The sequence below is a fragment of the uncultured Ruminobacter sp. genome (assembly GCA_902764345.1).
GTDB lineage: Bacteria > Pseudomonadota > Gammaproteobacteria > Enterobacterales > Succinivibrionaceae > Ruminobacter.
The window spans coordinates 14,833-39,982 of the sequence record CACWVT010000005.1 but is presented as its reverse complement, the minus strand read 5'-3'; the positions used below and the strand labels follow the sequence as shown (position 1 = coordinate 39,982).

Genomic DNA, 25,150 nt, shown 5'->3' with positions numbered 1-25,150 from the left:
TGAGTGAGTTAAATATGATGAATGTTCTCCATTACTGCGTAAAAACGAAACAAGGAAGAGTACGTGAGTAATCTTCCTTATGTTTCTAATTTGAAAAGCGAATCCAGAAATGGATTGTTTGATTATTGAATTAGTCGAAAAGACTGGTGTTTTCTAAAGGAGGAACGTCAACCATTTCGGCAAACTCCTCAGAATTCTTGAGACGACCCTTCTGATCCTGCTTATCCATGAATTCTTCAGAAATTAAACCTTCTTCGATTTCACGAAGAGCGATTACTGTAGGTTTGTCATTTTCGATCTCAACTAAAGGATCGCAACCATTTACTGAAATTTGACGAGCACGACGTGCGGCGGTTAAAACAAGGTCAAAACGATTGCCGACCTGTTCAACGGCATCTTCAACAGTAACACGAGCCATAAAAATCTCCTAAAATAACTTTGTCTGCATATTCTATCACGCACGACAGAATATGACAACACAATACACTTTGGTGACGAACGAAAGGGAGCGTCAGTTGAGTGTAATTACATACCGGTATGATTTAAAAACTGTAATTGCCTTAAGTTATGACTGGTCATCTTGTCCGTCATAACCGGCCAGAAGGTTTTCCAGAGTTTCCCCTTCATTATTTTCTATGATTACACGGGTATGACGATTAGCATTAATAATTGACCACAGGTCATTTAATGTTTGGTCAAAGTCATCGTTAATAAGGCAGTAATCATACTCATTGTAGTGAGAAATTTCCCTTTGGGCCTTGTTCATTCTGTTTGCAATGACTTCTTCTGAATCCTGTGCTCTTTTAACAAGACGCTGGCGGAGCTCTTCAAGACTTGGCGGCAGTATAAATATGCTTTTGGCTTCAGGCTCCATTTTTCTCATCTGGCGGGCTCCCTGCCAGTCTATGTCAAGGAATACGTCCTGGCCGTTCTGCAGAGCCTGTTGTACCAGTTCTCGTGAGGTTCCGTAATATTTATCGAAAACCTGAGCCCATTCGTAAAATGCCTGTCTTTCAATAAGGTTTTTGAATTCATCGACAGTAACAAAATGATAATGAACATGATCAACTTCACCAGGTCTTGGAGGTCTGGTGGTATGTGATACTGAAAGATACATGGAATTATCATTATTATGCTGTTCAAATAAAGCCTTTAAAAGACTTGATTTACCGGCTCCGCTTGGAGAGGATATTATATAGAGGGTACCTTTCATAGATCTTCCTTATAACCTTTGGTCCATGCCTGTTCATCAATATCGAGTTCATCGTCTGACTCATCATCCGTAAATTCAGGAAAATCAGTCAGAGATGATGTGTCTTGGAACTGTGTATAGAATCGATTGAGGATTTCCTTAATTTCGGACAGTCCCTGTCTGTTTAGCGCTGAAAAGGCAACCAGGTTGTATGAACAACCGAACTCGATCAGTTGTCTCTTAACATCGTTAATTGCATTTTTTCTTGCATTGTTTGCAAGTTTGTCACTTTTGGTCAGTATTATAAGAACTTCAATGTTAGCCATGGCCGCCCAGGTGATAATCTGCCTGTCCAGGTCTTTGAGCGGATGTCGGATATCCATTAGAACGACAACAGCCTTCAGTGACTTTCGTTTTTGCAGATACTCGGTAAGAGAGCGTTGCCACTTTTTTTTCACGGTTAACGGTACTTCGGCATAGCCATATCCTGGGAGGTCAACTATTCTTTTGTTTTCTTCAATTTCGAAAAGATTAATGAGCTGTGTTCTTCCCGGGGTCTTACTGGTTTTTGCAAGGTTCTTTTGTCCGGTTAGGCAGTTTAAAGCCGTTGATTTACCGGCATTTGATCTGCCCACAAATGCTATTTCAATACCGGTATCTTCCGGAAGCTTGCTGATGTCAGGAGCACTTGTGATAAAGTGTGTTTTCTGAAAGTTTATCATTGTTCGTTCCATGCTGATCTATTTCTTAATTTGATCCGGGATGATTAAGTCTTTGGTCTGTACTTTAATACTTCATATATGAAATAGGCCTGATAAGGAATAATCAGGCTTACCCCGCCAATCAGGAAAAAAGGCATGTATATCGGTGGTATTTCCGGAAAACCGAAGAAATGACATGATATGCCAACGAATAGCAAAATAATACCGGCAGCATAAAGTATTTTTGTCCAAAATGGGGCGTGTACTACTAATTTCAAAGCTTTCTGTCCGTTGATTTAAGTTACATTTATGACAGCAGACGTCATATTTAAAGAAGAAATTCAAAAAAATTTATCTAATTTTACTCTATTTTTAGGATATTTGTAAAAAGTTGCAAAAACCGCCGTAAGGCGGTTTTTGTGTGATTATTATAGAGAAGTTTTTTACATGCGAAAGTTTTCTGGATTCATCTGCATGGTTTAGATAATGCTATTCGAGATTAAGATCCTTTAGTTTTCTTGTAAGGGTATTTCTTCCCCATCCCAAAAGTCTTGCAGCCTCCTGTTTATGGTCATGGGTATATCTTAATGCAGTTGTAATCAAAGCCCTTTCAAATTCAGGAAGTGCTTCACCCAGGACATCTGTGCAGCCCTCATGAAGTCTTTGACTAACCCAGTCCTTAAGGAGATTCTGCCAGCACAGATCAATTGGAAGTTTTGATGACGCTCCGTTCTGACATGGGGTAATGTCGGTATTACTATTCTCTTTTTCAAGAAGTTCTGCCGGCAGATCATTGACGGCAATTTCTTTTCCTGAAGCCATTACGGTAAGCCAGCGGCAAACGTTTTCCAGTTGTCTGACATTACCTGGCCATGGAAGATGGCATAAATATTCTTCTGTTTCCGGAGTGAGAACTTTGGTTTCCACATTCAGTTCCTTTGCCGATACGCTGAGAAAACGTCGAGCCAGACGGGGAATGTCAGACTGGCGTTCCTTGAGAGGAGGAATATGAATACGTATTACATTCAGTCTGTAGAACAGATCTTCTCTGAATTTTCCTTCTGCTACCAGCTTTTCAAGATTTTGGTTGGTGGCAGCTATGATGCGGACGTCAACAGAAATGGAACGATGGCCACCGATACGGTAGAATTCTCCGTTTGCCAGTACTCTCAAAAGTCTTGTCTGGGCATCTATCGGCATGTCTCCGATTTCATCAAGGAACAGAGTGCCTCCGTCAGCCTGTTCAAATCTCCCCTGATTTGCAACGTTGGCTCCGGTGAATGCGCCTTTTTCATGACCGAACAGCTCTGATTCTATAAGTTCCTTAGGGATGGCGGCCATATTTAAGGCGATAAATGGTTTGTTTGCACGAACACTGTGTTTATGCAGTGCATGGGCAACAAGTTCCTTACCGGTACCGGACTGTCCGTTTATCAGAACACTTATTGATGACTTTGAAAGTCTGCCTATGGCTCTGAATACTTCCTGCATGGCAGGAGATTCTCCAATGATATCTGTTTCCAGATTATCATGGAATTCGCTTTCGGTTTCCAGAGTCATCTTTTCTTTGTAACTTGCTTCAGCCTTCTTTACGATATCGATGACTTCGTCAATATCAAAAGGTTTAGGAAGATATTCGAAAGAGCCACTCTGGTAGGAATTAACGGCACTGGTCAGATCGCTGTGGGCAGTAGTAATGATAACAGGTATATTTGGATTGTGCTCATGTACTTTTTTAAGCAAATCCAGACCATCAATACCGGGCATACGTATGTCTGAGATGATGACTTTAGGAGAAGATTCCTTTAATGCCAGCAGCAGATTTTCACCATTTTCAAAACAGCGGCATGTATAACCATCCTGCGTTAATGCACGTTCCAAAACAAATCGGATGGAGCTGTCATCATCAACAATCCAAACTTCTTTATTCATACTTACTCCTTGATTGGAATGTAAATTGTGAATTCAGTGTAACCTTTCCAGCTATTACATTCGATTTTACCATTATGCTGATTAATTATGTTCTGTGCGATGGCCAGGCCCAAACCTGTCCCGCCCTTACGTCTGGTGACGAGAGGGTAAAAAATCTTGTCTTTTATGTCCTGAGGAATGCCTGGACCATTATCGGAAATTGTAATTACCAGTGCCAATTTCACAATGCTTTCATAAATGCTTATTCTGTAGGCGGTACGGGTTTTTAAGGTAATTACTCCGTCGGGAGTGTTACTTTCCTGAAGTGCCTGTATGGAATTGCACACAATGTTAATAAGTGTCTGTTCAATCTGTTCTGGATCGACAGACAGTTCAGGGATGGATGGATCATAGTCACGTACGATTTTTATATTAGCAGGCAGATTCACCTGGACCAGTTTGCGCACTTTTTCCAAAATTACATGGATATTGGTCATCACGTGTGGAGATGCTTTCTGCGGGCCCAACAGACGGTTGACAAGATTTTTCAGTCTGTCAGCCTGCTCTATAATAATGGACGTGTATTCTTTCACATCATTATCGCCTTTGAACTGTCTCTCAAGTAACTGTGCTGCTCCCCTTAAGCCTCCAAGAGGGTTTTTGATCTCATGAGCCAGGTCTCTTACAAGTTCTCTCGCTGCTTCCTGCTGTGAATACTGTTCCATATCCTTATCCATGCGTCGTTGCAGTTCAACTTTTCTGAATTCCAGCAGAATATCACATTCAGGACATACGTCGTTTATGGGAGTGACAGTTACTTCCACGATAACGGGAGATGCTTCTATTACAAAGGTTACTTCATAATCGGTGTATCCCATGTCTTTTGAGTGACAGGAGAGAAGTCTGGCAAAATCGAAGTTTGTATAGTCAAAAATTTCATCTAATTTGCGACCTAGAAATTTTTTAGGGCTCATTCTGAAAATTTGTTCGGTGGCATTATTTGCATATTTGACCTGAAGATGACGATCAAGCATGATTACTGCCGTATACATATTATCAAGGGCGCAAACTGCAATGTTACTGTACGTCATATTCCATTCCTGTCAAACTTCTTTTCACAAAATAAAAGGCACCATAATAAAACTAAGTTGCCTTATTATGGTGCCCATTGAGTAAACTGTTAGTTACTTTCTTCCAACAGCCACACGTAATACTGTAACTTTGATCGGTTCTGATGCAATAATTTTGCCATCTTGAGTCTGAAGCTTCACCATAATGGTGTGTTCTCCGCGAGGCACGCCTTCAACTTCCACACGCTGCGTATTTGTTGAGGAGGCAAAGAGGGAGTTATCCACAAATACCCGTACTGCGTAATTACCCTGTGGCTTAGGGGAGATATTGGCTGATACGATTATGGTGCCGTTATTGGCTCTTATTTCCTCACCGTCTGCAGGTGAAGCAATTGAAATACTGTAATTTATGTTCTGAAGACCAAAACCGGTTCGTACGTTTGGTCTAGGTGGAGTGTAAGAGGAAGATGTACTTACGGGAACGTTACCCATTTTAGGGGTCTGCACGTTGATCATTGTTGCGTTGTTCTGCTTGGCAGCCTGAGGGCCGTCACCATAGTGGGTCACACCATTGCTGTCTACCCATTTGTAAACATCTTCAGCCTGTGCGGCGGAAACGATGCCAAGACTCAGACAAGATATCAGAAGAATTCTAGCTATACTCATTTTTTCATCCTCAATAAGAGAAACACATTATCAAGTTATCATGACACATATTAATATGCAAAAAAAAGAGCCTATAAGGCTCTTTTTTTATACTGTATATCAATATATTACATAAAAATATATTGGCGCTTAACTTTAGAGAGAGTAGTAAAGTTCGAATTCAGCAGGATGTGGAATCTTGTGAAGCTTATCAATGTCACCCTTTAAGAGAGCAATGTATGCGTTGATGAATTCTTCAGAGAATACACCACCCTTGGTTAAGAACTCGCTATCCTGTTCAAGACTCTTAAGAGCTTCATCAAGAGAACCGCAAACCTGAGGAATCATTGCTTCTTCTTCTGGAGGAAGATCGTACAGGTTCTTATCCATTGCTTCGCCCGGATCAATGTGATTGATGATACCGTCGAGACCGGCCATTAACATGGCTGCGAAAGCGAGGTATGGATTTGCAGTACAGTCTGGGAATCTAACTTCGATTCTTACTGCCTTAGGGCTTGATACACATGGAATACGGATTGAGGCAGAACGGTTACGTGCTGAGTATGCAAGCATTACCGGAGCTTCGAAACCAGGAACAAGTCTCTTGTATGAGTTGGTTGAAGGATTGGTAAATGCGTTAAGAGCCTTTGCGTGCTTCTTAATACCGCCAATGTACCATAAAGCCATCTGAGAAAGACCGCCATAGAGATCACCGGAGAAGAGGTTAACCATCTTGCCGTTTTCATCGTACTTACCGAGTGACTGGTGAACGTGCATACCTGAACCGTTATCACCTGCGATAGGCTTTGGCATGAAGGTTACGGTCTTACCAAATTCATTGGCAACGTTCCATACAACATACTTTTCAATTAATACTTCATCAGCCTTCTTAGTCAGGGTATTGAATACGGTAGCTATTTCGTTCTGACCGCAGGTAGCAACTTCGTGGTGGTGTGCTTCTATCTTGAGGCCTAATTCTTCAAGAGTCTGGCACATTGCTGATCTGATGTCCTGAGAAGAATCAACAGGTGGAACAGGGAAATAACCGCCCTTTACTGCAGGACGATGACCTTTGTTACCGCCATCGTATTCAGTACCTGAGTTCCATGCTGCTTCTGGATCGTCGATTGAAACGAAACAGCCGCTCATATCGGTCTTGAAACGGATATCTTCAAAAATAAAGAATTCTGGTTCTGGTCCGAATAAGGCATAATCGGCAATACCTGATGACTTGAGGTAATCTTCTGCTCTCTTAGCAATAGATCTTGGATCGCGGTCATAGCCCTGCATTGTGGTAGGTTCAAGAATATCACAACGGATAAACATGGTCTTATCGGCATAGAATGGATCAATTAATGCAGTGTCGGCATCAGGCATGAGAATCATGTCTGATTCGTTAATTCCCTTCCAACCGCATATAGATGAACCGTCAAACATTTTACCGTCAGTAAAGAAGTCTTCATCGATACATGAGGCAGGAATAGAGATGTGCTGTTCTTTACCTCTGGTGTCAGTGAAACGTAAGTCAACAAATCTTACGTTTTCTTCTTTAATTTTATTTAATACGTCAGCTACTGCCATTAAAAAATCCTCCAATAAAGGAAAAAGTAAAATTATAAAAAAAGTTCATGAGTACAAATGCGAGAAATGTGCCACATTTCACATTTGACTGCAATTATGCGTTTTATTTCACTTAAACGGCATTACGTCCGTATTGTGAACCAAAATAAAGCACTTAATAAGTGCAATTGTAATAAGATGGAGCAATTTTAAACTTTCACGGCGATTAAGGCAAATGAACAAAATACATTTTTTGTCAGAGTTAATACCATGATGGTGCGTTATTATGGGGAATAGCTGGGTTTTCGCTTGATTTTGGGGGAATTTGAGAAAATCGAACAAAGTTTGTGTTATAGGATATTATTTTGTTTCTTGCAAAAACAAGGGCTAAAAAAATATAATTAGCGAATATTCTTTGCGAGACACATATTACGGATGTCGTATGTTATAGCATACGGTGACACATCCGTAGTTATAAGGCGCATCTGCAGGTTTGAAAGTATTGGAAAGCAACTGAGGTTTTTATGCTGGAAATATATAACTCACTTACCCACAAGAAGGAAAAGTTTGTTCCGTTAGTTGAAAATAAGGTAAAGATGTATGTATGCGGTGTTACCGTTTACGATTTGTGTCATATTGGCCACGGAAGAACCTTTGTATGCTTCGATACTATTGTAAGATATCTTCGTTATTCCGGATACGACGTAACCTATGTTCGAAACATTACTGACGTAGATGATAAAATCATAAGAAGAGCCAATGAAAACAACGAAACCTGCGAAAGTTTAACTACACGTCTGACTGAAGAAATGTATAAGGATTTCGGAGCCCTGCACATTAACCGTCCTGATATAGAACCTAGAGCTACTCATAATATAGACGTCATCATCGATATGGTGAGCAGATTAATTGAAAACGGTAATGCTTACGTGGCTTCAAACGGGGATGTAATGTTCTCGATTGATTCCTTCAAGGATTATGGACGTTTATCCGGTCAGAATCTGGATGAGCTTCAGGCAGGTATCCGTGTCGGCATCGAGGATGCTAAGAAGAATCCTTATGATTTTGTTTTGTGGAAAATGTCAAAGCCGGGTGAACCAATGTGGGATTCTCCTTGGGGTAAGGGACGTCCAGGATGGCATATCGAATGTTCCGCAATGAATTTCAAGTATCTTGGCAGTGTCTTTGATATTCACGGTGGCGGCTCAGATCTTATTTTCCCTCATCATGAAAACGAGATTGCCCAGAGTTGCTGTGCGCTGCATTCAGATTATGTAAAATACTGGATGCATTCCGGCATGATGATGATTAATAAAGAGAAGATGTCAAAGTCACTGGGTAATTTCTTTACTATTCGTGAACTTCTCGAAAAGTATGACGGTGAAGTGCTTCGTTACTTCCTGTTGAGTGCTCAGTACAGAAGTCAGTTGAATTACTCTGTTGATAATCTTGATCAGGCTAAGGCCGGCTTATCAAGACTTTATACCGCTTTAAGAAACGTGAAGGTTCTGGAAGCTGAACGAAACAGTGAATATGAAGTACGTTTCAGACAGGCGATGGATGATGACTTTAACACTCCTCTCGCTTATGCCGTACTGTTTGATATAGCAAAAGAAATAAATACTTTAAAGAGTAGTGATGCTGAAAAGGCAGGAAAACTTGCCGGCTTATTAAAAGAGCTCGGCGATGTTTTAGGTTTGTTATCAATGGATCCTGAGGAGTTTCTGAAGGGGGCTGTTGATAAGTCTGATGTCGATGTTAGCGTCATAGAGGCAATTATAAAAGAGCGTAATGATGCACGTCGTGAGAAGAACTGGGCTGTAGCCGATGCGGCCAGAAAAAAGCTTTCTGATATGGGAATCGTAATCGAAGACGGTCCTAATGGCACTACCTGGAGAAAGAATTAAAACTTCTGACTTTAAGTCATAATAAGAATACACCCCGTTTCCATACTGTATTGTGGAACGGGGTGTTTTTTTGTTCAGTAAATTAGTCTGTTACTATTCGATGTTCTGAACCTGTTCTCTCATCTGTTCGATTTGAACTTTCAGTTCAATGGCACTGTTAGTGATTTCCGTATTGATGGATTTTGATGCTATGGTGTTGGTTTCCCTGTTGAATTCCTGCATAAGGAAGTCCAAACGTTTACCGCAGATGCCACCCTGATTCAGAATGTGTTTTGCCTGTTCAATATGGGAACTTAATCTATTAAGTTCTTCGGCTATATCCATGCGCTGACAGAGAAGAATGATTTCCTGTTCAAGCAGACTGTCGTCAACTTTGACCTGATGCTGCTTAATGAAGTCGGATACTTTACTCTTCTGCCAATCAACAATTTCCGGCATCCTGTCTATAATATTCTTTCTGAGTGTTTCTATTGCTGAGAGATGTCCGTTGAGGAAGTCTTTGATCTTTTCGCCTTCAAGGGCTCTGGATTCATTGAGTTTCTTCATGCATTCCTTAACGCTGTTGAATATAAGTTCCTGCAGATCATCGCTTCCACCGGTTCTGTCGGTAATGACCCCTGGATACATAAGTATATCATTGGCAGAAAAACAGCATTTTGCTTCAGGGTCTTTTTTACGGTATGCGTTGTTGATTTCAAAGACTTGCGCTGTCAGAGCTTCAACCAGATCGTTGTTGACTTCAAGAGCATTTTTGGTGATTTTATTCTTAAGTGAAATGGAGATTTCAAATTTGCCTCTGTTGAAGAAGTCTTTAAAACAATTTCTTATTTCCATTTCATATATTCTGAGAATTTCCGGGATTCTTACGGATATTTCCATAAATCTTGAGTTTACCGTTTTGATGTTGACTTCAGTAATATATGCGTCATTCTGGTTGGATACGGATGCAAATCCGGTCATGCTGTGTATCATGTTAATCCCTTATGTACTTATGTAAAATTATTAGGCTATATGGTATTATACATTCTAATTTTGGAAGGATAAAAGCCTAATTGTCAACTTATAATGGTGCAAGAAATGAAGGATTACAAAAAGAATTTTATTGAATTGGCTCTTAAGAGAAATGTGCTGCGTTTTGGCAGTTTTACTTTAAAATCAGGCAGAATCAGCCCATATTTTTTTAACGCCGGGCTGTTCTGTACAGGGGCTGATTTAGCACTGTTAGGTGAATTCTATGCTGATGCTCTTCATGACAGCGGGGTTGATTTTGATGTTTTATTCGGACCTGCATACAAGGGAATTCCTATCGTTGCAGCCACTTCCATTGCATATTCAAGAAAATACGGTTCGGAAGCTCCTTGGGTGTTTAACAGAAAGGAAGCAAAGGATCACGGTGAGGGCGGAAATCTTGTAGGTTCTCCGTTAACCGGTAACATCGTTCTTCTCGATGACGTTATAACTGCTGGTACTGCAATCCGCGAATCAATGCAGATTATTTCCGCCCAGGAAAATGCAACTCTTGCGGGAGTTTTAATTGCATTGGACAGACAGGAAAAGGGAAAAACAGACCTGAGTGCCATTCAGGAAGTTGAAAGAGATTACAATACTAAGGTATTTTCAATAATTACCCTGGCAGATCTTATTACCTATATTGCACAGAACGATAGCCTGAAGGTGCACTTATCATCCGTCGAGGAATATCGCAACACCTACGGTATCTGATATCTCTTTTAGAACGTATACAGAACGCGAAAAAACAGGGATAATAGTAGTATGTCCCTGTTTTTTTATTGACTCCTGTGGAACAGAAGTATTTATAATCCGTAAAACAATTATTTCTGATTTACAACCGTTACGGTTTGGAATGGAATGCCGATGCCGGCGGCTCTGAGTGCGTTATATACTTTTTCATTAGTGTCAAAAAATACACCCCAGTAGTCCGCATTTTTAACCCAGACTCGACAGGTGAAATCAACGGAAGATGTGTTGAGGGCACCAACAACAATGGTCAGATCCTTGTCCTTAAGAATTCTATCATCTGACTTAAATACTGATTCCAGTGTGTCTCTTACTTTTTTAAGATCTGAACCGTATTCAACTCCGAAAACGAAATCTACGCGTCTGGTATCCATTCTTGAATAGTTTGTGATACTTCCTGCACTGACAGCACTGTTTGGTATGATGATAACCTTGTTGTCTCCAGTGATTAATGAGGTTGTGAAGATAGTGATTTCTTCAACAACACCCTGATGGCCGGCTACTTCAACAAATTCTCCTACCTTGATTGGACGGAATATTAAAAGAATAACGCCTGCCGCAAAGTTTGACAGAGAACCCTGTAAAGACATTGCTACGGCGAAAGATGCGGCACCGATGATTGCGACGAATGAAGCTGTCTGAATACCAAGCTGGCTAAGACAAGCTGTAACGGCAAATGCGATAACGGCGTATTTAAGTATATTTGAAATGAATTTTGAAATTGTTGGTTCGACTTTAGCCTTGTTCATCACGGAAAGGCAGATTTTGGCAACCATTTTTGCCACTAACCAGCCGATAACGAGTATGAGAATGGCAATTACGATATCCACGCACACACCTGTAATAATTTCCTGATGTTCCTGAATGTAACCGATGGGGTCACTCCATAACTGCTTTGGCAGTATTTCAGTAACAGGCTTTGCAGCTTCGACTGCTTCAGTTGTTGGTTCTGACATAATAAATCCTTATTATTGAATAAAAATATGCTTTGGTGAAAGCATTACTCTGATTTAAACGGGAAGTTGGCCCCGAAGCTGAAATCAGACAGATTTGATTATAGAAAAATTTTGTGTTGATACAACGTTTTGATCTATAAATCTGCTAGTTTTTTGGACAGTGTTCATAATGAACATTCTTTCCATTCATCATATGAAGGGCAAATGTTCATTAAGCTGTTCGGATAATTACACGTTGTTGTCAAGCTGGCTGAGACAGTGGTTCATGATAACGTACCCCAGTTCGTTTTTAGGGGTGTTGATGTAATTAGCAGGTTCACGGGTCGTGCTGTATATGGTTATGCTGTTGTTGTCGCTGTTAAAACCTACAGATTTATCAGAGACGTTATTGGCGATAATCATGTCCGCATTTTTAGATTTTAGTTTTTTCAGGGCGTTTTCTTCAACGTTCTGAGTCTCTGCTGCGAAACCGACAACCAGTCCGGGCCTGTTGGAAAGATGACCGACAGTGGACAGAATATCCGGATTCTTTACCAGTTCAATAATCATGGAGTCGGTATCACCTGTTTTTTTGATTTTCTGTTCAGAAATATTTTTGCATCTGAAGTCTGCAACTGCAGCACATGATATGAAAATATCACAGTGTGGAATATGGCTTTCAGTTGCCGACAGCATGTCTTCAGCACTGATTACGTTTACGAGTTTTACGGACGTTGGAGCCGGAATACTGACGGGACCGCTAATCAGAACAACTTCTGCACCGAGATTTGATGCCGCATCGGCAATGGCATATCCCATTTTACCTGAGCTGTGATTTGATATGAACCTGACCGGATCAATGGCTTCTTTCGTAGGACCTGCCGTAATTACAACCTTTTTTCCTGCAAGAGGTCTGTAATTAAGCTGTCTGACAAGGTAATCCACAATGTGTTCTGGTTCTGCCATTCGGCCAGGTCCTGTCGCACCGCATGCCTGAAATCCCGTTTCAGGGCTGATAACTTTAAATCCGTAATTTTGCAGAGCTTTCAGATTATCCTGAGTTATTGGGTTTTTCCACATGTTTTCATTCATGGCTGGTGCCACGTATATTGGGCAGGTTGCTGCGAGGACAATAGCCGTCAGCAAATCATTTGCCATGCCTGCTCTTATTCTTGCGAGGGTATTGGCTGTTGCCGGAGCTATGATGATGGCATCAGCCTTTGCGGCCATTTCTATGTGTTCAATGCCGCTGTTGCTCTGCGGTTTAAGCGTTTCCGAGAGTACCGGGTGTCCGCTGAGAGCCTGCATAGTTAATTCGGTAATAAAGGATTTTGCCGCCTCTGTCATAATGACCTGCACATCAGCTCCCTGTTTTTTGAGAGCCCTGACTAGATATGCCGCTTTATATGCAGCTATGCCGCCTGTTACTCCGACGATAATAAATTTATTGTGTAAGCTCATATGAATTCACCAAATAAGAAATAAAGTTACCACACTGGGTATTGTTCGCAAGCCGGGTTATTTAAACACATCTTAGGCATTCCGTGTTTAGACGATTATAATGTAAGTAAAAAAATAATTGTGATTTATGTACTATTATTAATTCCTTTGTGATAGAATATCGCAGTTTTTAGCTGAATAGACTGTTTTACATGAATGTATTGATGTCTGTGTCTTGAAGCTATCTTATCAGGTCCTATGGATCTGAGGGTTTTTTTACGCATTTTAACGATAAATTATTGCAAATTTTGCATAAATATTGTATAAATTCGCAAAATTAAATTTGATTGCACACCTTGAAGTTCTCTTCTGGGTTGTTAAAGTAAGTTATATTTTAAAATTTGGAGTGACGGACAATGTCAAGAGTATGCCAGGTTACTGGGAAGCGTCCAGCAGTGGGTAATAATCGTTCTCATGCTAAAAACGCAACCCGTCGTCGTTTTCTCCCAAATCTTCAGACACACAAGTTTTGGGTTGAATCAGAAAACAGATTTGTAAGATTACGTTTAACTACTAAAGCTATGCGTACCATCGATAAGGTTGGTATTGATCAGGTTTTAGCAGATATGCGTGCTCAGGGTATCGCTGTATAATAGAGGAGTATTAAGATGGCTGCTAAGGGTGGACGCGAAAAGATTCGCTTAAATTCTACTGCTGGTACTGGTCATTTCTATACCACTACCAAGAACAAGCGTACAATGCCGGAAAAGATGGAAATCAAGAAGTTTGATCCGGTTGTTCGTAAGCATGTAATTTACAAGGAAGGCAAGATCAAGTAATTCTTGATTTCTGTATTCTTTTAACTAACCCGGGAGAAATCTCGGGTTTTTTTATGGGGAATAAATATGCCTGAATTACCGGAAGTTGAGGTTACCCTAAGGGGAATATCTTCATCACTAATAAATTCTAAGATTAGGGAAGTTAGGGTTCATTATCCTAAATTAAGAGAGAATATCAGCCCGGAGTTCCAAACGTTGAGGAATATGAAAGTTCTGTCTCTGTCCCGAAGAGGCAAATATATAATTATTCGAACAGACGTTGGTTCAATCCTAATGCATCTTGGAATGTCCGGCCATCTGCTTGTATGCTCGCAGGACTCTCCATTGAAAAAACACGATCATGTAGAGATTATTCTGGATAACGATAAGGTTATCAGATTCAATGATCAGAGACGTTTTGGTCTGTTTTTATGGATCCCGGAAGGTCAGGATGTTTACAAAAACAGATATCTGATTAATTTGGGGTATGAACCGCTTACGGATGAATTTACGCCCGCTGCGCTGTTTAATGCACTGCAGAGACATTTAAAAAAGCCGGTTAAACAGGCTCTGATGACTAATGAAATAGTTGTAGGTATCGGTAATATTTATGCCAGTGAGATTCTTTTCAGCTGCAGAATTCATCCGCTTACTCCTGCCGGAACAATCACCATTTCAGAATGTGAAAAAATGGTTCCTGTGATAAAGGAAACTCTTTTAACATCAATTGAAAATGGTGGTACCACAATTAGGGATTTTAGCGGGGCTGACGGGAAAATGGGGTACTTCGTTCAGAATCTCAATGTATATGGTAAATCAGGTGAGAAGTGTCCGGTATGTGGACATGCGATTGAAAGTATTGTGATAGGTGGCAGAAATACATATTTTTGTCAAAAATGTCAGAAATTAAAAAAGCCCGTTAATTAGGGATTAACAGGCTTCAGACGTTGGGTTCTGATATCAGTGGATTTTTTATTTCAGGTGCTTATTAAAATATGGGGCTATCCTGTCAGGAACATAGGAAGATATATCACCTCCGTGTTTGTGTATTTCCCTAACAAGAGTAGATGATACATATGAATACTTATGTTCTGTCGGTAGCATAATAACCTCCAGATTTGGCAGAAAATCCCTGTACATTGCCGTAAGACTCAGCTCGTACTCAAAATCAATGGTATTTCTAATTCCCCTTATCAGAAAATCGGCATGCAACTCTTTAAGAAGGTCTGTCAGCAGGCCACTGAATCCAATTACTCTGACGTGGGGGTTATCGTTACATTTTTTAACCATTTCAACCCGTTGCTCGAGAGAGAATAGCGTATGTTTTGAAGGGCTTTCGCATACTGCAACAACTACGTCGTCAGCAATTTTGACGGCTCTTTGTAAAATGTCCATATGTCCGCGGGTGAACGGATCAAATGTTCCCGGAAATACAGCTAACATATTGTTTTCTACAGATTGTAATCGTTTATAACATCATTGATGGCTTTCTTAACTTCTGCTGAAGTTATATTCAGCATGGCGTGTTTGTTTTTGACTCTTGTTCTCCATTTCAGATTTGAAGAATCGGCGTGTTCCTTCATAATTTCATCTTCATAAATAGAAACAACGTACTTCATGAAATTTGTCGGACCGACGCGCTTCGGATTGTGGTGGGCATAAATTCCGACTACGGGAATGTTTAGGGCATTGGCCATGTGAACGGCTGCAGAATCAGGTGAGACCACAATACCTGCACAGTCGATAACGCCCAGCATTTCCCTTAGTGATGTTTTCCCGGAAAGATTAATGATCTTGTCTTTAATGGCTCCGCAATTTTCAATGATTTCATCAACAATGGCTTTTTCTTTCTTGCTCTTGCCACTGCAGATTGCTATTTTTAATCCTTTTGAGGCGGCAAAACGGCAGGCCTCAACGTAGCCTACGATGGTCCAATTCTTGTAATCCTTTGAACTGCAAGGAGACAGTACCATGGTTGTCTTGTCTATATGATATTTTCTGGCAACGGAATAATCGCTGTCCGTAAGGTGAAAATCCCATACCGGTTTATCGATCTTGCATCCGATTTCTTCCGCAAAGGCCATGAAACCGTCCAGTACGTGAGGTGATTCAGGAGACTTTACCTTAACATTGGTAAATATCTGCTGCATGTCCATGGCTCTGTCTTTATCAAAGCCAAGCTTAGTATTGGTCTTTACCAGAAGAGAAATGAAGCTGGCCTTTAAAGAACTCTGCATGTCAAGAAGACAGTCAAAAGGCATATCCTTAAGGATTTTCTTTATCCTAATGTATTCTTTAAAACCCCCTTTTTTATTGTAGGCAATAAAATTGATGCCGGGAATGCCTGTCATCAGAGAGCTTTCTGTTTTGCCTATCAGCCATGTTATTTTAGTTTCGGGGAATTGCTTCTGAATCAACTGAACAGCCGCCAAGGCATTAATACAGTCGCCAATTGATGATAATCTCAGACAGCATATATTTTTGGGGGCAGGTATTTTAGCCATAACTTCACAATCCAATAAATCACAATAACAGAATTATAAAACACATTTAGTTTAAAAGAACAAACAAGTATGGCTTATGTTGAATAATTTTGTAGTGACTCATTGATTTGAGATATTTGAGTATGTTGTGCCCAATAATTGCCGATAATTAGCTCAATTTAAGAAATTTTTGTTATTGTTCGCAAACAAAACATATATAAATGCAGGTTACTTTTTGCGGTTGTTAATCTGATTGTTATAATTTTACGTAGGAAGGATGTGTTTGGTTAGTATCAGAAAGTGCAAGGGTGAAGTATGGTTTCAATGAAAGAGAAATTTATTGTTAAGAAAAAAGGGATTTCAATAGTCGTTAATCCAGAGTTCATTCCTGAAACTACAGAAGTTGAAAAAATAATCGAGTATTTTGATGTCAATGAATACAAGGTTAATGCAAAAGTTCTGGATGTCCACTATGGTCGCGGTAAAACATATCTAGTACAGGATCCGTATAACAGAAGAGTTATTATCAGACATTACTGGCGCGGTGGACTTATAGGTAAAGTTTTGGGAGATAAATTCTTATCTTTCTTTGGCAGTTCGCATCGTGCATTCAGGGAATATGATCTGCTGCAGACAATGAAGAAGATGGGACTTCCGGTACCTAAGCCTATAGCAGCCAAGGAAGAAAGAAGTCTTTTCTTTATCAGAAACGATATTGTTATGATGGAAATACCCGGTACAAAGAATTTAGGTGAAATTCTGTCAGCCCGTCGTTTGACTGATGAAGAAATAGCAAAGATTGGCGATGCAGTGGGTAAACTGTTTAAGGCCGGTATCTACCACAGTGACCTAAATATCAACAATATTCTGTTTGACGGTGCCGATAATGTTTGGATCGTTGATTTTGACAAGTGCGTCCAGAGAACCATAGGCAAGAAGCAGTATCATGAGATGGTTAACAGACTCAAGAGATCATTTGATAAGTTTAAAGAGGAGCGTAATAACTTTTATTGGTCTGAATATGACTTCTCCAAACTTCTTCCGGCAATTAAGAGTTCATACGAAAAGAATTATTAATTAAGATATTGACGGTATATGATTCAAAAGAAACGGAAAAGAGCTTTTGTCTCTTTTCCGTTTTGGTTTATTAATGGTTATTTTTTCTGATGAATATCATCTGGCATGATTGCAGTGTCAATTAATTTTTTCTGATAACAGGTTGAGTGTCTTTTCAATTGCGCCTTTGTTGGAATTGAGTACGGAGATGGCATTTCTGCTGAGTTCCGTAAGTTTATTGTTATCATTAAGCAGTGATATTATAACGTTTGGAAGATTCTCCGTGTTTGCGACAACACATGCATTACTGGCAACCAGATCGTTGAAAATCTTCTTAAAATTTCTAATATAAGGACCGCTGATCACGGGGGTATTAACTGCGATGGCTTCGAGAGGATTATGTCCGCCTATGTCTGTCAGACTCCCTGCCATCAGCACCAGAGTTGAGGCGCTCATGTATATGGGCATTTCTCCCATGGTATTACCTATAATCACGTCCACATCGGAGGATATTTCTGCATCGGTTTTTCTTGCTGTTTTAAAGCCTGATTCTTCTGCTATTTTATAAACATTGTCGAATCGTTCCGGATGTCGTGGTATCAGAATCAGCAGAAGTCCAGGAATGTTTTCCCGTACCTTTTGGAATATATTCAGTGCGATTTCGTCTTCACCTTCATGTGTGCTGGCCACACACAGTATTTTTCTTGGTGCAAAACGCTGACTGAATTGTTCACCGAGTGCAATTTTCTCCTGATTAACATCAATGTCAAATTTGAGAGATCCGGAGATATGCAGTTTATCGGAACTGATTCCAAGTTTTTCAAAATTATTTCTGTCATCGTTAGTCTGACATATGAGCATTGTCAGTCTGTCCCCAATATACTTATTGAAGGATTTTCCCAATAAGGAGTATCTGGATGCACTTCTGTCTGAAAGTCTGGCGTTCATAAGAATAACAGGTACGTTATTTTTCTTTAGTCTCGCAAGAAGATTTGGCCACAATTCAGTTTCCATGATTATCATGGCTGATGGTTTAAGCTGGTCAATAAATCTGTTTACGGCTATTGTCGAGTCAAGAGGGGCATAAAGGTGCTCCACATATGATATGTTTCGGTACAGTGCTGCACCGGTTGGTGTTGAAGTCGTAACTACAACTTTCCTGTCAGGGTTCAATTCATGAAATCTTTTAATTAATGGGAGAGCTCCCATTGTTTCTCCTACGCTTACTGTGTGGAACCATACCGGACAGCCATAATCTTTTGCAGGTATGTCGCCAAGAAGTTCCTTGATTCTGTCACCGTAAGCCGAGCCCTTGGAAGACAACTTTATTTTGAGATATATCACCGGTGCAAGTATAAAAGTAACTGCTTTATAAAGAAATTCCAGCATTATTTTATGTCTTCCCATTTATTACAGATTTTTTCCCAGACCATTTCTGAACGCAGGTTCTTAAGGCATGCAGTTGTTCCGTAACGGCACTGTTTTTTAAAACAAGGGTGGCAAGGTTCATCAGATTCGATAAGCAGTGCGTTTGAAGTGGTCGGCGGGGTGTAAAGAGTGCTTGTTGAGCCAAAAATTGCTATTACACGTACGCCAACTGCGGCACTTACGTGCATAAGTCCGGAGTCATTACAAATTACAAACTGACATAATGCCAGAAGATCTATTGCCTCTTCAATGGTTGTCAGCCCTGCAAGAATATGAACCCTGTCATGAAGATTATCAGGTATGTTCTCTTTTAACTCTTCAGCTGTTTTTATGTCTTTGTTTGAGCCGAATATCCAAACTTCTCTATGACTGTCTGAACTCAGGTATTTCTCTGCTATGGAGGCGTAATATTCGGGTGGCCATTTTTTTGTAGGGCCGAATTCCGCTCCCGGGCAAATGCCAAGAACCGGTGAATTTACGTTAATGGAAAATTTCGAATATGCCGTTTCTGCGTCAGGTTTTATTGTTTTAAGTTTTGGAGTAGGTATTTCCTTCAGATCTTGTTCGTTTTTAACTTCATTATTGGTATGTGCAAGAGATGTGTAACGTGCAATAAGCTTTGGAAAATCCTTTTTATTCTTTCGGTAATCAGAGAGTATGAAATACCTGGATTCGCCGAGCCATCCTCTGCGGTACTTAATTCCGGCAAAAAAAGGAATAAGGGCACTCTTAAATGAATTTGGAAGTATGTACGCCATGTCATAATGCTTTGTTCTCAGTTCTTTTCCGAGGCGGTATCTTTCTCTCAGATTGAATACTCCATGTCCTAACGGCATTAGTATGGCATCTGTAACTTCAGGCATTCTGCGCAGTACGTCAAGGCACCATTTAGGAGCCATTACGTCTATTTCGGCCTCAGGATGAATCTTTTTTAGTTCCATGTAAAGACATTGGGACATGACCAGATCTCCAATCCACGATGGAGCAATTACCAGAATGCGCATAAAAAATCCTTATTAATTTAAGATACATCTGTTATTATAAGTCAAGTCAATCTCAAACTGACGCTGTTTTGTTTATAAGATGGTGATTATTAAAGAAGATTTCAAAAAATATACCGTTACATATTCGGTTATTGCTCTCTGCTTCATTGTTTTTCTGTTGCAGCAATTTATGCACGGAAAGATAGAGTATTTGCTGTTTTTTATTCCCGACAGGATTGTGGATAATTTTGAAATATGGAGGGTTTTTACTCCGGCGTTTCTCCACTTCGGCCTTTTTCACATTCTTTTTAACATCCTCATTTTTTCCTTTTTTGGAAGGCTGATTGAAAACAGCTTCAGCTGGGTGAAGCTGCTACTGATGTTTTTTATTTTTTCAGGCACCAGTAATCTTTTTCAGTATCTTATAAGTCAGAGTTACACATTTGGCGGATTATCAGGTGTTGTATCCGGAGTAGTTGGATACTGCGTGATTATTGCCCTGTCTCCTTGTGCGGACAGCAGATATAAAATGGCAGTGGGGCTGTGCCTGATTAACATAGTATTCAACATTGTGGAATATTTTTCCGACAGTCATGTGGCTTTCGGGGCTCATGCCGCGGGTCTTGCGGCAGGATTGGTCTGGGGGATAATTGATTATCGGAAGATTGTTGCCGGAATGGGCAGAAAAGAAACCCTGGGTGATATTTTCGGCAGACTGGTCGACATCCTGAAGAACAGGTAAATCAGTCGCTTCTGTTAGGTCGAACGAAGCAGCCTCAGTCCCTGTCTTCATTTTAGGCGTCTACTTTACGGTATGTCGCAGATTATTTGGTAACAGCGGTCCGACAGCATTTACGAGTTTTTGCAGTTTTGCCGGATTTTTCTTAATAGTTCCAGGAATCTTTTTCTTAGGTTGTTCTTCAGACTTTTCTTCCATAATGAATATGTACTGATGCCTTATCAGTGTTTCACTCATAACCCTGAAGGTTATCGGATCAGAGAACTCAGGAGAATTATCCGTAATTTTTACGGGCAGCTCCTTGCTCTTCTTAACGCATTTATCGATAAAATCCTTTATGGTAATTACGTTATCTTTTTCAGAACTGAGAATCCTTACGGCAAGAAGATACCTGATTAGATTTAGGTATATACAGCTGCTCAGAATACGCATAAGATCGCCATATTTTTCATTTATGTAATACATGTCGTCTTCAGTTCGCATATACTCCGCAAGTTTAAAGGACTTAAGATAGTCGGATACGGTCTGATCCAGTATTGCTTCGGAAATAGGTGAGAACAGCTCGTGCCTAAGAAAATAAAAAACATTTCTGGTGTGAACAATGATGTCTTTATAACTGATCTTCTTATGTACCATGACAATAGTGGTAATAAGTGCCGGCAGTACAAAGAAATGCTGGATATTATTGCGGAAATAAGTCAGATAAATAATTTGTTTTGGTGATGGCTTTGCATATTTTTCACCATCAATTTTTTCGATATGGAACGGATGAAGTTCCATGGCCTGACGGAGCAGTATCTGGCTCGGAGTTTCGGGGATGATGTCCTGTTTGATGGCAGGACTGCTTTTCAGAACCTGAATATAGAATTTAACTACTTCATGCAGCTTGGAAATACTTAAGGTATGTTTGTTCGCAGACAGGATGGCCAGTGCGCTTAGATTAAGCCCGTTGATAGCGGCAGAGGCATTAAGATTTATGATAATCTGATCTGACAGCTGGTTAACTGTATCGAACAACCATGAAGGCTTGGCATTGGGTGACATCCCTCTGATATCATCCTGCCATGTAGGAATATTCTGTTCCAGATAATTTTTAATGGTTATGGGTTCACCGAAACTGATATACCCGCGACCATAATACTTAAATCTCTTGTATATGTTAAACAGCTGCCAGAAACTTTCCTTTTCCTTCTGTTTTGTTCCTGTGAGTTCATCCATATATGAATTGACTTCAAGTACCTTTTCGTATCCCAAATATATCGGAACAAACGTTATAGGCTTGTTTGGAGTCTGAAGCTGGTTCAGTACAGCCATGGACACGAGTCCCGTGCGCGGAGGCAGGGTTCTGCCGGTTCTGGATCTTCCTCCTTCAATGAAAAATTCGATACTGTATCCTTTGGTACACAGTGTATGGATATATTCCCTGAATACGGCCGTATACAGAGTATCTCCTTTGAATTTGCGACGCATGAAGAATGCTCCGCAGGCGCGCAGATACCTGTTAATAGGAAAGAAGTTTAAATTATTGCCGGCCACTACATGAGGAACGACAAGACATTCGTTAAAAAGAGCATAAAACAGCAGCAGGTAGTCCATATGACTGCGATGGCATGGAACGTAGATAATTTCATGTTCCTTGCGAATGAGTTCGTGAACCTTGGCCGCTCCTTTTATGGTGATACCCTGATACAGTTTATTCCACACAAGATGAAGCAGTACAGAGGTAAAGCGGAGTGACGAGTAGGAAATGTCCGCAAGTATTTCATCAAGCATACTGTATGCATCTGATTCAATTTCAGAGTAATTTTTTCCGGTATCCCTGCTTATCTGTTTGATGGCTTCTTTTATGTTGTCGCTCTGCAGCAATTCCTGAATCAGATATTGTCTGTTAGGGAGCCTTGGCCCAATGAATTCGAGATGTCTGTTTTCAAAATCAGCTCTTGTAAGACTTGCCAGCTGAAGAACAACTTTGTCTTCCGGGTACTCCGCTATCAGTTTGTTTAGACTTATTGGTTCAGACAGAACTGTCAGGTTATCAAGTCCAAGAAAAACTACCCGAAGAAACTTTCTGAACATGCTTCGTGGTCGGTTGATGGGATCTTTGTATGCTTCACCCACATGTCCGGGATTTCTCCCCCAAAAGATACTGACGGGGATAATCTGTAAATCTTCACCGGTTTTTTTTGAATAGTTAATCCATTCACGGAAGTTTTTTTCAAAGTTGTAGTCTTTGGCTTTCCCGGAAAACAAAAGATTAACCTTTTTCATGTAGGTGGTACGGGGAATTTTACGGTTGCCGTATTCAATAACGGAAAAAGGATTTGGAAGCCTTTGTGCACGGGTAAGCTTTTCCAGAGTTAACATGTCACTTATGGAATTGGACTGCATTATGTAGCAGACTCTTTTGTTGTCATCAAGATTGAGACTGTCCCTTAGATTTTCCTTTTTATAGTGACATGCCCCCAAGAACTTAACGGGAACGTAAAAAATGGCTCTGAGTATGTTTTCTTTAAGCATAGCCGTCCCCCTCCCGTTTTTAAGTAAATAAGGCTTATACTTTTTATTATACTTACGATCCCTTTATTTTAATGTGATTAAACAGAAAAAAGTTATCATGATGAGTCCATGCGAAATAACAATTAGATTTTTACCGTAATATATCGCTGTAAATCAGCGAATGACTCAGATAAGATTCAGCATGGCTGATGGAAATGTATTCTGTAATTTCTGACCTGGGCTTTATTTGGCATAATCAGGTAAAAGTATTATGATTTATATAGAGTGTTATTCTGTACGGATACGGTGGTATTCCGGACAGCATAGGAAACGTATATATGGTATCTGAGGAACAGAAATATTCACGTCTGGTGGTCATGGCATCACTTAGTTCAATTGCCATGGCACTGATTCTTGTGTTGGCCAAGATGTTTGTATGGTTTTTTTCCAATTCCATAACCATTCTGGCATCAATGACCGATTCCATGATGGATCTGGTCACGTCGCTTATTAACTATCTTGCAGTAAGATGGGCCATAAAGCCTCCCGATGAGGACCATAATTACGGTCATGCAAAAATGGAGGCTCTTGCCGGTCTTGCACAGTGTGCGTTTATATCCGCTTCAGCGGTTTTCCTGCTTGTGAGTTCCGTAAACAGGTATCTGAATCCGGTGCCTCTTGTGAATATAGATCTTGGTATTTACGTTACATATCTGGCTCTTATTCTTACCATGGTTGTGGTGGCATTCCAAACCTACGTCGTTAAAAAAACCAACAGTCAGATTATTGCTGCGGACAGGCTTCATTGTCAGAGTGACATATATTCTAATGTGGCTATTATCGTATCCCTGTTCATATCATCAACCGGATATGAAATAGCTGACGTTATTTTTGCATTGATGATTACCTTATACATTGCATGGGGAGTTCATGGCATAGGGGTCAGATCTCTGGATGTACTTCTGGATAAAAAGATCTCCAATTACATTATAGATGACATAACTTCGATAATGATGGCAACTCCGGGGGTGATGGGTTTACACGAGATGAGAACACGCAGAGTCGGTAACTGGATATATGTACAGGTTCATATGTGCATAGACAGAAATATTTCTCTCGAAGAAGCTCATGCTATTGCTTCAAAAGCACAAAAAGCGGTATTATGCAAATATTCACAGGCCGACATATTGATACATATGGATCCTGTCAATAATCCTGAAAAAGTGAATAACATAAGGTTGTAGCAGTGATTTTAGAGCAGATTTGGGATACCATCAGGACAGAAGCCACAAGCATGATGGTTAAGGAGCCAATGCTTGGCAGTTTTTTTCTTCAGGCCATAATTAATCAGAAAAGCTTTGCTGATGCTTTAAGTTTTCAACTTTCAAACAGACTCAACTCAACGGTAATGCCGGCTGTTGTATTACGTGAAATTTTCGACGAAGCCTTTGCGAGTGATGACAGCATTATTCGGGCGGCTGGTATTGATCTTGAGGCAGTAAAGGCAAGGGATCCTGCGGTTCTATATTACACCACGCCGTTACTGTATCTTAAAGGTTATCAGGCTATTCAGGCATACAGAATAGCTCACTGGCTGTGGATGAATCAGAGACATGAGATGGCTTATTTTCTGCAGAATATCATTTCAGTTACATTCGGTGTTGATATTCATCCTGCGGCCAAAATTGGCGCAGGCATCATGTTTGACCATGCCACCGGGATTGTTATCGGTGAAACTGCAGTCGTTGGTGATGATGTATCGTTCCTGCATAATGTAACACTGGGCGGTACCGGACATGAGCACGGTGACAGACATCCAAAAATTTGCAGTGGGGTTATGATTGGCGCTGGTGCCAGTATTTTGGGAAACATAATAGTTGGAACCGGAGCCAAAATAGGAGCAGGAAGTGTGGTGTTGCATGATGTTGAGGCACATACTACCGTTGCCGGTGTTCCTGCAAAGGTTGTTGGAAAATGTTCCTGCGAAAAACCAAGTGATGACATGGATCAGCAGATCTTGTAGGAGGT

The 25,150-nt window shown here is 40.4% G+C and carries 24 protein-coding genes; 9 read left to right on the top strand and 15 right to left on the bottom strand.

Going from position 1 to position 25,150, the window contains the following annotated elements; all coding sequences use genetic code 11:
* Positions 1–130: 130 nt before the first annotated feature.
* From rpoZ to glnA, 7 genes are all read right to left on the bottom strand, one after another.
* Entirely contained in the window at positions 131–418 is a 288-nt protein-coding gene (gene rpoZ / locus QZU58_RS01900) for a DNA-directed RNA polymerase subunit omega (RefSeq protein WP_031578713.1), read from the bottom strand.
* A 147-nt stretch (positions 419–565) separates the two neighbouring features.
* Positions 566–1,213 carry a guanylate kinase gene (gene gmk / locus QZU58_RS01895; protein WP_294494261.1) on the bottom strand — a complete coding sequence of 216 codons (648 nt, stop codon included), beginning with the start codon at positions 1,211–1,213 and terminating at the stop codon, positions 566–568.
* The gene (yihA, locus tag QZU58_RS01890) at positions 1,210–1,926 is read right to left on the bottom strand and encodes a ribosome biogenesis GTP-binding protein YihA/YsxC (RefSeq protein ID WP_294462635.1); all 717 of its coding nucleotides are present in this window, start codon (positions 1,924–1,926) and stop codon (positions 1,210–1,212) included. The genes gmk and yihA overlap by 4 nt, the downstream gene beginning before the upstream one ends.
* A gap of 456 nt (positions 1,927–2,382) precedes the next feature.
* Complete coding sequence (gene glnG / locus QZU58_RS01885; protein WP_294494258.1) at positions 2,383–3,825, bottom strand: nitrogen regulation protein NR(I); 1,443 nt, start codon at positions 3,823–3,825, stop codon at positions 2,383–2,385.
* Positions 3,826–3,827: 2 nt separating this feature from the next.
* Entirely contained in the window at positions 3,828–4,895 is a 1,068-nt protein-coding gene (gene glnL / locus QZU58_RS01880) for a nitrogen regulation protein NR(II) (RefSeq protein ID WP_294494256.1), read from the bottom strand.
* Positions 4,896–4,988: 93 nt separating this feature from the next.
* Positions 4,989–5,540 (bottom strand): DUF4124 domain-containing protein, encoded by a 552-nt coding sequence (locus tag QZU58_RS01875; RefSeq protein ID WP_294462628.1) that lies wholly within the window; start codon positions 5,538–5,540, stop codon positions 4,989–4,991.
* 135 nt (positions 5,541–5,675) lie between these two features.
* Entirely contained in the window at positions 5,676–7,100 is a 1,425-nt protein-coding gene (gene glnA, locus QZU58_RS01870; RefSeq protein WP_294462624.1) for a glutamate--ammonia ligase, read from the bottom strand.
* Between the two features lie 503 nt (positions 7,101–7,603).
* Here glnA and cysS point away from each other — a divergent pair.
* Complete coding sequence (cysS, locus tag QZU58_RS01865; protein ID WP_294494253.1) at positions 7,604–8,986, top strand: cysteine--tRNA ligase; 1,383 nt, start codon at positions 7,604–7,606, stop codon at positions 8,984–8,986.
* Positions 8,987–9,079: 93 nt separating this feature from the next.
* Here the strand turns inward: cysS and QZU58_RS01860 are convergent, their stop codons facing one another.
* A complete protein-coding gene (locus tag QZU58_RS01860; protein WP_294463397.1) occupies positions 9,080–9,958 on the bottom strand; it encodes a YicC/YloC family endoribonuclease in 879 nt (292 codons plus the stop codon).
* A 105-nt stretch (positions 9,959–10,063) separates the two neighbouring features.
* On the opposite strand from QZU58_RS01860, the gene pyrE reads away from it, so the two are divergent.
* A complete protein-coding gene (pyrE, locus tag QZU58_RS01855; protein WP_294494251.1) occupies positions 10,064–10,708 on the top strand; it encodes an orotate phosphoribosyltransferase in 645 nt (214 codons plus the stop codon).
* A gap of 110 nt (positions 10,709–10,818) precedes the next feature.
* On the opposite strand, the gene QZU58_RS01850 is transcribed toward pyrE, so the two are convergent.
* The gene (locus QZU58_RS01850; RefSeq protein ID WP_294494249.1) at positions 10,819–11,700 is read right to left on the bottom strand and encodes a mechanosensitive ion channel domain-containing protein; all 882 of its coding nucleotides are present in this window, start codon (positions 11,698–11,700) and stop codon (positions 10,819–10,821) included.
* A gap of 228 nt (positions 11,701–11,928) precedes the next feature.
* Positions 11,929–13,140: a bifunctional phosphopantothenoylcysteine decarboxylase/phosphopantothenate--cysteine ligase CoaBC gene (coaBC, locus tag QZU58_RS01845; RefSeq protein WP_294494246.1), complete on the bottom strand. Its 1,212-nt coding sequence runs from the start codon at positions 13,138–13,140 to the stop codon at positions 11,929–11,931.
* Positions 13,141–13,535: 395 nt separating this feature from the next.
* On the opposite strand from coaBC, the gene rpmB reads away from it, so the two are divergent.
* From rpmB to mutM, 3 genes are all read left to right on the top strand, one after another.
* On the top strand, positions 13,536–13,772 hold the full coding sequence (rpmB, locus tag QZU58_RS01840; RefSeq protein ID WP_031578726.1) for a 50S ribosomal protein L28: 237 nt from the start codon (positions 13,536–13,538) through the stop codon (positions 13,770–13,772).
* 15 nt (positions 13,773–13,787) lie between these two features.
* Entirely contained in the window at positions 13,788–13,958 is a 171-nt protein-coding gene (gene rpmG, locus QZU58_RS01835) for a 50S ribosomal protein L33 (protein WP_031578727.1), read from the top strand.
* 66 nt (positions 13,959–14,024) lie between these two features.
* Positions 14,025–14,864 carry a bifunctional DNA-formamidopyrimidine glycosylase/DNA-(apurinic or apyrimidinic site) lyase gene (gene mutM, locus QZU58_RS01830; protein ID WP_294462164.1) on the top strand — a complete coding sequence of 280 codons (840 nt, stop codon included), beginning with the start codon at positions 14,025–14,027 and terminating at the stop codon, positions 14,862–14,864.
* A gap of 45 nt (positions 14,865–14,909) precedes the next feature.
* Here the strand turns inward: mutM and coaD are convergent, their stop codons facing one another.
* Positions 14,910–15,380 (bottom strand): pantetheine-phosphate adenylyltransferase, encoded by a 471-nt coding sequence (gene coaD / locus QZU58_RS01825; protein ID WP_294462162.1) that lies wholly within the window; start codon positions 15,378–15,380, stop codon positions 14,910–14,912.
* 8 nt (positions 15,381–15,388) lie between these two features.
* On the bottom strand, positions 15,389–16,441 hold the full coding sequence (locus QZU58_RS01820) for a glycosyltransferase family 9 protein (protein WP_294494243.1): 1,053 nt from the start codon (positions 16,439–16,441) through the stop codon (positions 15,389–15,391).
* Between the two features lie 303 nt (positions 16,442–16,744).
* Here QZU58_RS01820 and QZU58_RS01815 point away from each other — a divergent pair, with 303 nt between their 5' ends.
* The gene (locus QZU58_RS01815) at positions 16,745–17,497 is read left to right on the top strand and encodes a 3-deoxy-D-manno-octulosonic acid kinase (RefSeq protein ID WP_294462157.1); all 753 of its coding nucleotides are present in this window, start codon (positions 16,745–16,747) and stop codon (positions 17,495–17,497) included.
* A gap of 117 nt (positions 17,498–17,614) precedes the next feature.
* Here the strand turns inward: QZU58_RS01815 and QZU58_RS01810 are convergent, their stop codons facing one another.
* Complete coding sequence (locus QZU58_RS01810; protein WP_294494240.1) at positions 17,615–18,865, bottom strand: 3-deoxy-D-manno-octulosonic acid transferase; 1,251 nt, start codon at positions 18,863–18,865, stop codon at positions 17,615–17,617.
* A complete protein-coding gene (waaF, locus tag QZU58_RS01805; protein ID WP_294494237.1) occupies positions 18,865–19,908 on the bottom strand; it encodes a lipopolysaccharide heptosyltransferase II in 1,044 nt (347 codons plus the stop codon). The genes QZU58_RS01810 and waaF overlap by 1 nt, the downstream gene beginning before the upstream one ends.
* Positions 19,909–19,987: 79 nt before the next feature.
* Between waaF and QZU58_RS01800 the strand changes: the two genes are divergently transcribed.
* Positions 19,988–20,629, top strand: coding sequence for a rhomboid family intramembrane serine protease (locus QZU58_RS01800; protein ID WP_363174808.1), 642 nt, complete (start codon positions 19,988–19,990; stop codon positions 20,627–20,629).
* A 60-nt stretch (positions 20,630–20,689) separates the two neighbouring features.
* Here the strand turns inward: QZU58_RS01800 and plsB are convergent, their stop codons facing one another.
* Complete coding sequence (plsB, locus tag QZU58_RS01795; RefSeq protein WP_294461981.1) at positions 20,690–23,143, bottom strand: glycerol-3-phosphate 1-O-acyltransferase PlsB; 2,454 nt, start codon at positions 23,141–23,143, stop codon at positions 20,690–20,692.
* Positions 23,144–23,460: 317 nt separating this feature from the next.
* Between plsB and QZU58_RS01790 the strand changes: the two genes are divergently transcribed.
* Complete coding sequence (locus tag QZU58_RS01790) at positions 23,461–24,366, top strand: cation diffusion facilitator family transporter (protein ID WP_294461978.1); 906 nt, start codon at positions 23,461–23,463, stop codon at positions 24,364–24,366.
* Positions 24,367–24,368: 2 nt separating this feature from the next.
* Complete coding sequence (gene cysE / locus QZU58_RS01785; protein ID WP_294461976.1) at positions 24,369–25,145, top strand: serine O-acetyltransferase; 777 nt, start codon at positions 24,369–24,371, stop codon at positions 25,143–25,145.
* Positions 25,146–25,150 lie beyond the last annotated feature (5 nt).

Excerpts from the sequence above, each read along its gene's own strand:
- rpoZ (WP_031578713.1), bottom strand. The coding sequence starts at position 418 with ATGGCTCGTGTTACTGTTGAAGATGCCGTTGAACAGGTCGGCAATCGT.
- gmk (WP_294494261.1), bottom strand. The coding sequence starts at position 1,213 with ATGAAAGGTACCCTCTATATAATATCCTCTCCAAGCGGAGCCGGTAAA.
- yihA (WP_294462635.1), bottom strand. The coding sequence starts at position 1,926 with ATGGAACGAACAATGATAAACTTTCAGAAAACACACTTTATCACAAGT.
- glnG (WP_294494258.1), bottom strand. The coding sequence starts at position 3,825 with ATGAATAAAGAAGTTTGGATTGTTGATGATGACAGCTCCATCCGATTT.
- glnL (WP_294494256.1), bottom strand. The coding sequence starts at position 4,895 with ATGACGTACAGTAACATTGCAGTTTGCGCCCTTGATAATATGTATACG.
- QZU58_RS01875 (WP_294462628.1), bottom strand. The coding sequence starts at position 5,540 with ATGAGTATAGCTAGAATTCTTCTGATATCTTGTCTGAGTCTTGGCATC.
- glnA (WP_294462624.1), bottom strand. The coding sequence starts at position 7,100 with ATGGCAGTAGCTGACGTATTAAATAAAATTAAAGAAGAAAACGTAAGA.
- cysS (WP_294494253.1), top strand. The coding sequence starts at position 7,604 with ATGCTGGAAATATATAACTCACTTACCCACAAGAAGGAAAAGTTTGTT.
- QZU58_RS01860 (WP_294463397.1), bottom strand. The coding sequence starts at position 9,958 with ATGATACACAGCATGACCGGATTTGCATCCGTATCCAACCAGAATGAC.
- pyrE (WP_294494251.1), top strand. The coding sequence starts at position 10,064 with ATGAAGGATTACAAAAAGAATTTTATTGAATTGGCTCTTAAGAGAAAT.
- QZU58_RS01850 (WP_294494249.1), bottom strand. The coding sequence starts at position 11,700 with ATGTCAGAACCAACAACTGAAGCAGTCGAAGCTGCAAAGCCTGTTACT.
- coaBC (WP_294494246.1), bottom strand. The coding sequence starts at position 13,140 with ATGAGCTTACACAATAAATTTATTATCGTCGGAGTAACAGGCGGCATA.
- rpmB (WP_031578726.1), top strand. The coding sequence starts at position 13,536 with ATGTCAAGAGTATGCCAGGTTACTGGGAAGCGTCCAGCAGTGGGTAAT.
- rpmG (WP_031578727.1), top strand. The coding sequence starts at position 13,788 with ATGGCTGCTAAGGGTGGACGCGAAAAGATTCGCTTAAATTCTACTGCT.
- mutM (WP_294462164.1), top strand. The coding sequence starts at position 14,025 with ATGCCTGAATTACCGGAAGTTGAGGTTACCCTAAGGGGAATATCTTCA.
- coaD (WP_294462162.1), bottom strand. The coding sequence starts at position 15,380 with ATGTTAGCTGTATTTCCGGGAACATTTGATCCGTTCACCCGCGGACAT.
- QZU58_RS01820 (WP_294494243.1), bottom strand. The coding sequence starts at position 16,441 with ATGGCTAAAATACCTGCCCCCAAAAATATATGCTGTCTGAGATTATCA.
- QZU58_RS01815 (WP_294462157.1), top strand. The coding sequence starts at position 16,745 with ATGAAAGAGAAATTTATTGTTAAGAAAAAAGGGATTTCAATAGTCGTT.
- QZU58_RS01810 (WP_294494240.1), bottom strand. The coding sequence starts at position 18,865 with ATGCTGGAATTTCTTTATAAAGCAGTTACTTTTATACTTGCACCGGTG.
- waaF (WP_294494237.1), bottom strand. The coding sequence starts at position 19,908 with ATGCGCATTCTGGTAATTGCTCCATCGTGGATTGGAGATCTGGTCATG.
- QZU58_RS01800 (WP_363174808.1), top strand. The coding sequence starts at position 19,988 with ATGGTGATTATTAAAGAAGATTTCAAAAAATATACCGTTACATATTCG.
- plsB (WP_294461981.1), bottom strand. The coding sequence starts at position 23,143 with ATGCTTAAAGAAAACATACTCAGAGCCATTTTTTACGTTCCCGTTAAG.
- QZU58_RS01790 (WP_294461978.1), top strand. The coding sequence starts at position 23,461 with ATGGTATCTGAGGAACAGAAATATTCACGTCTGGTGGTCATGGCATCA.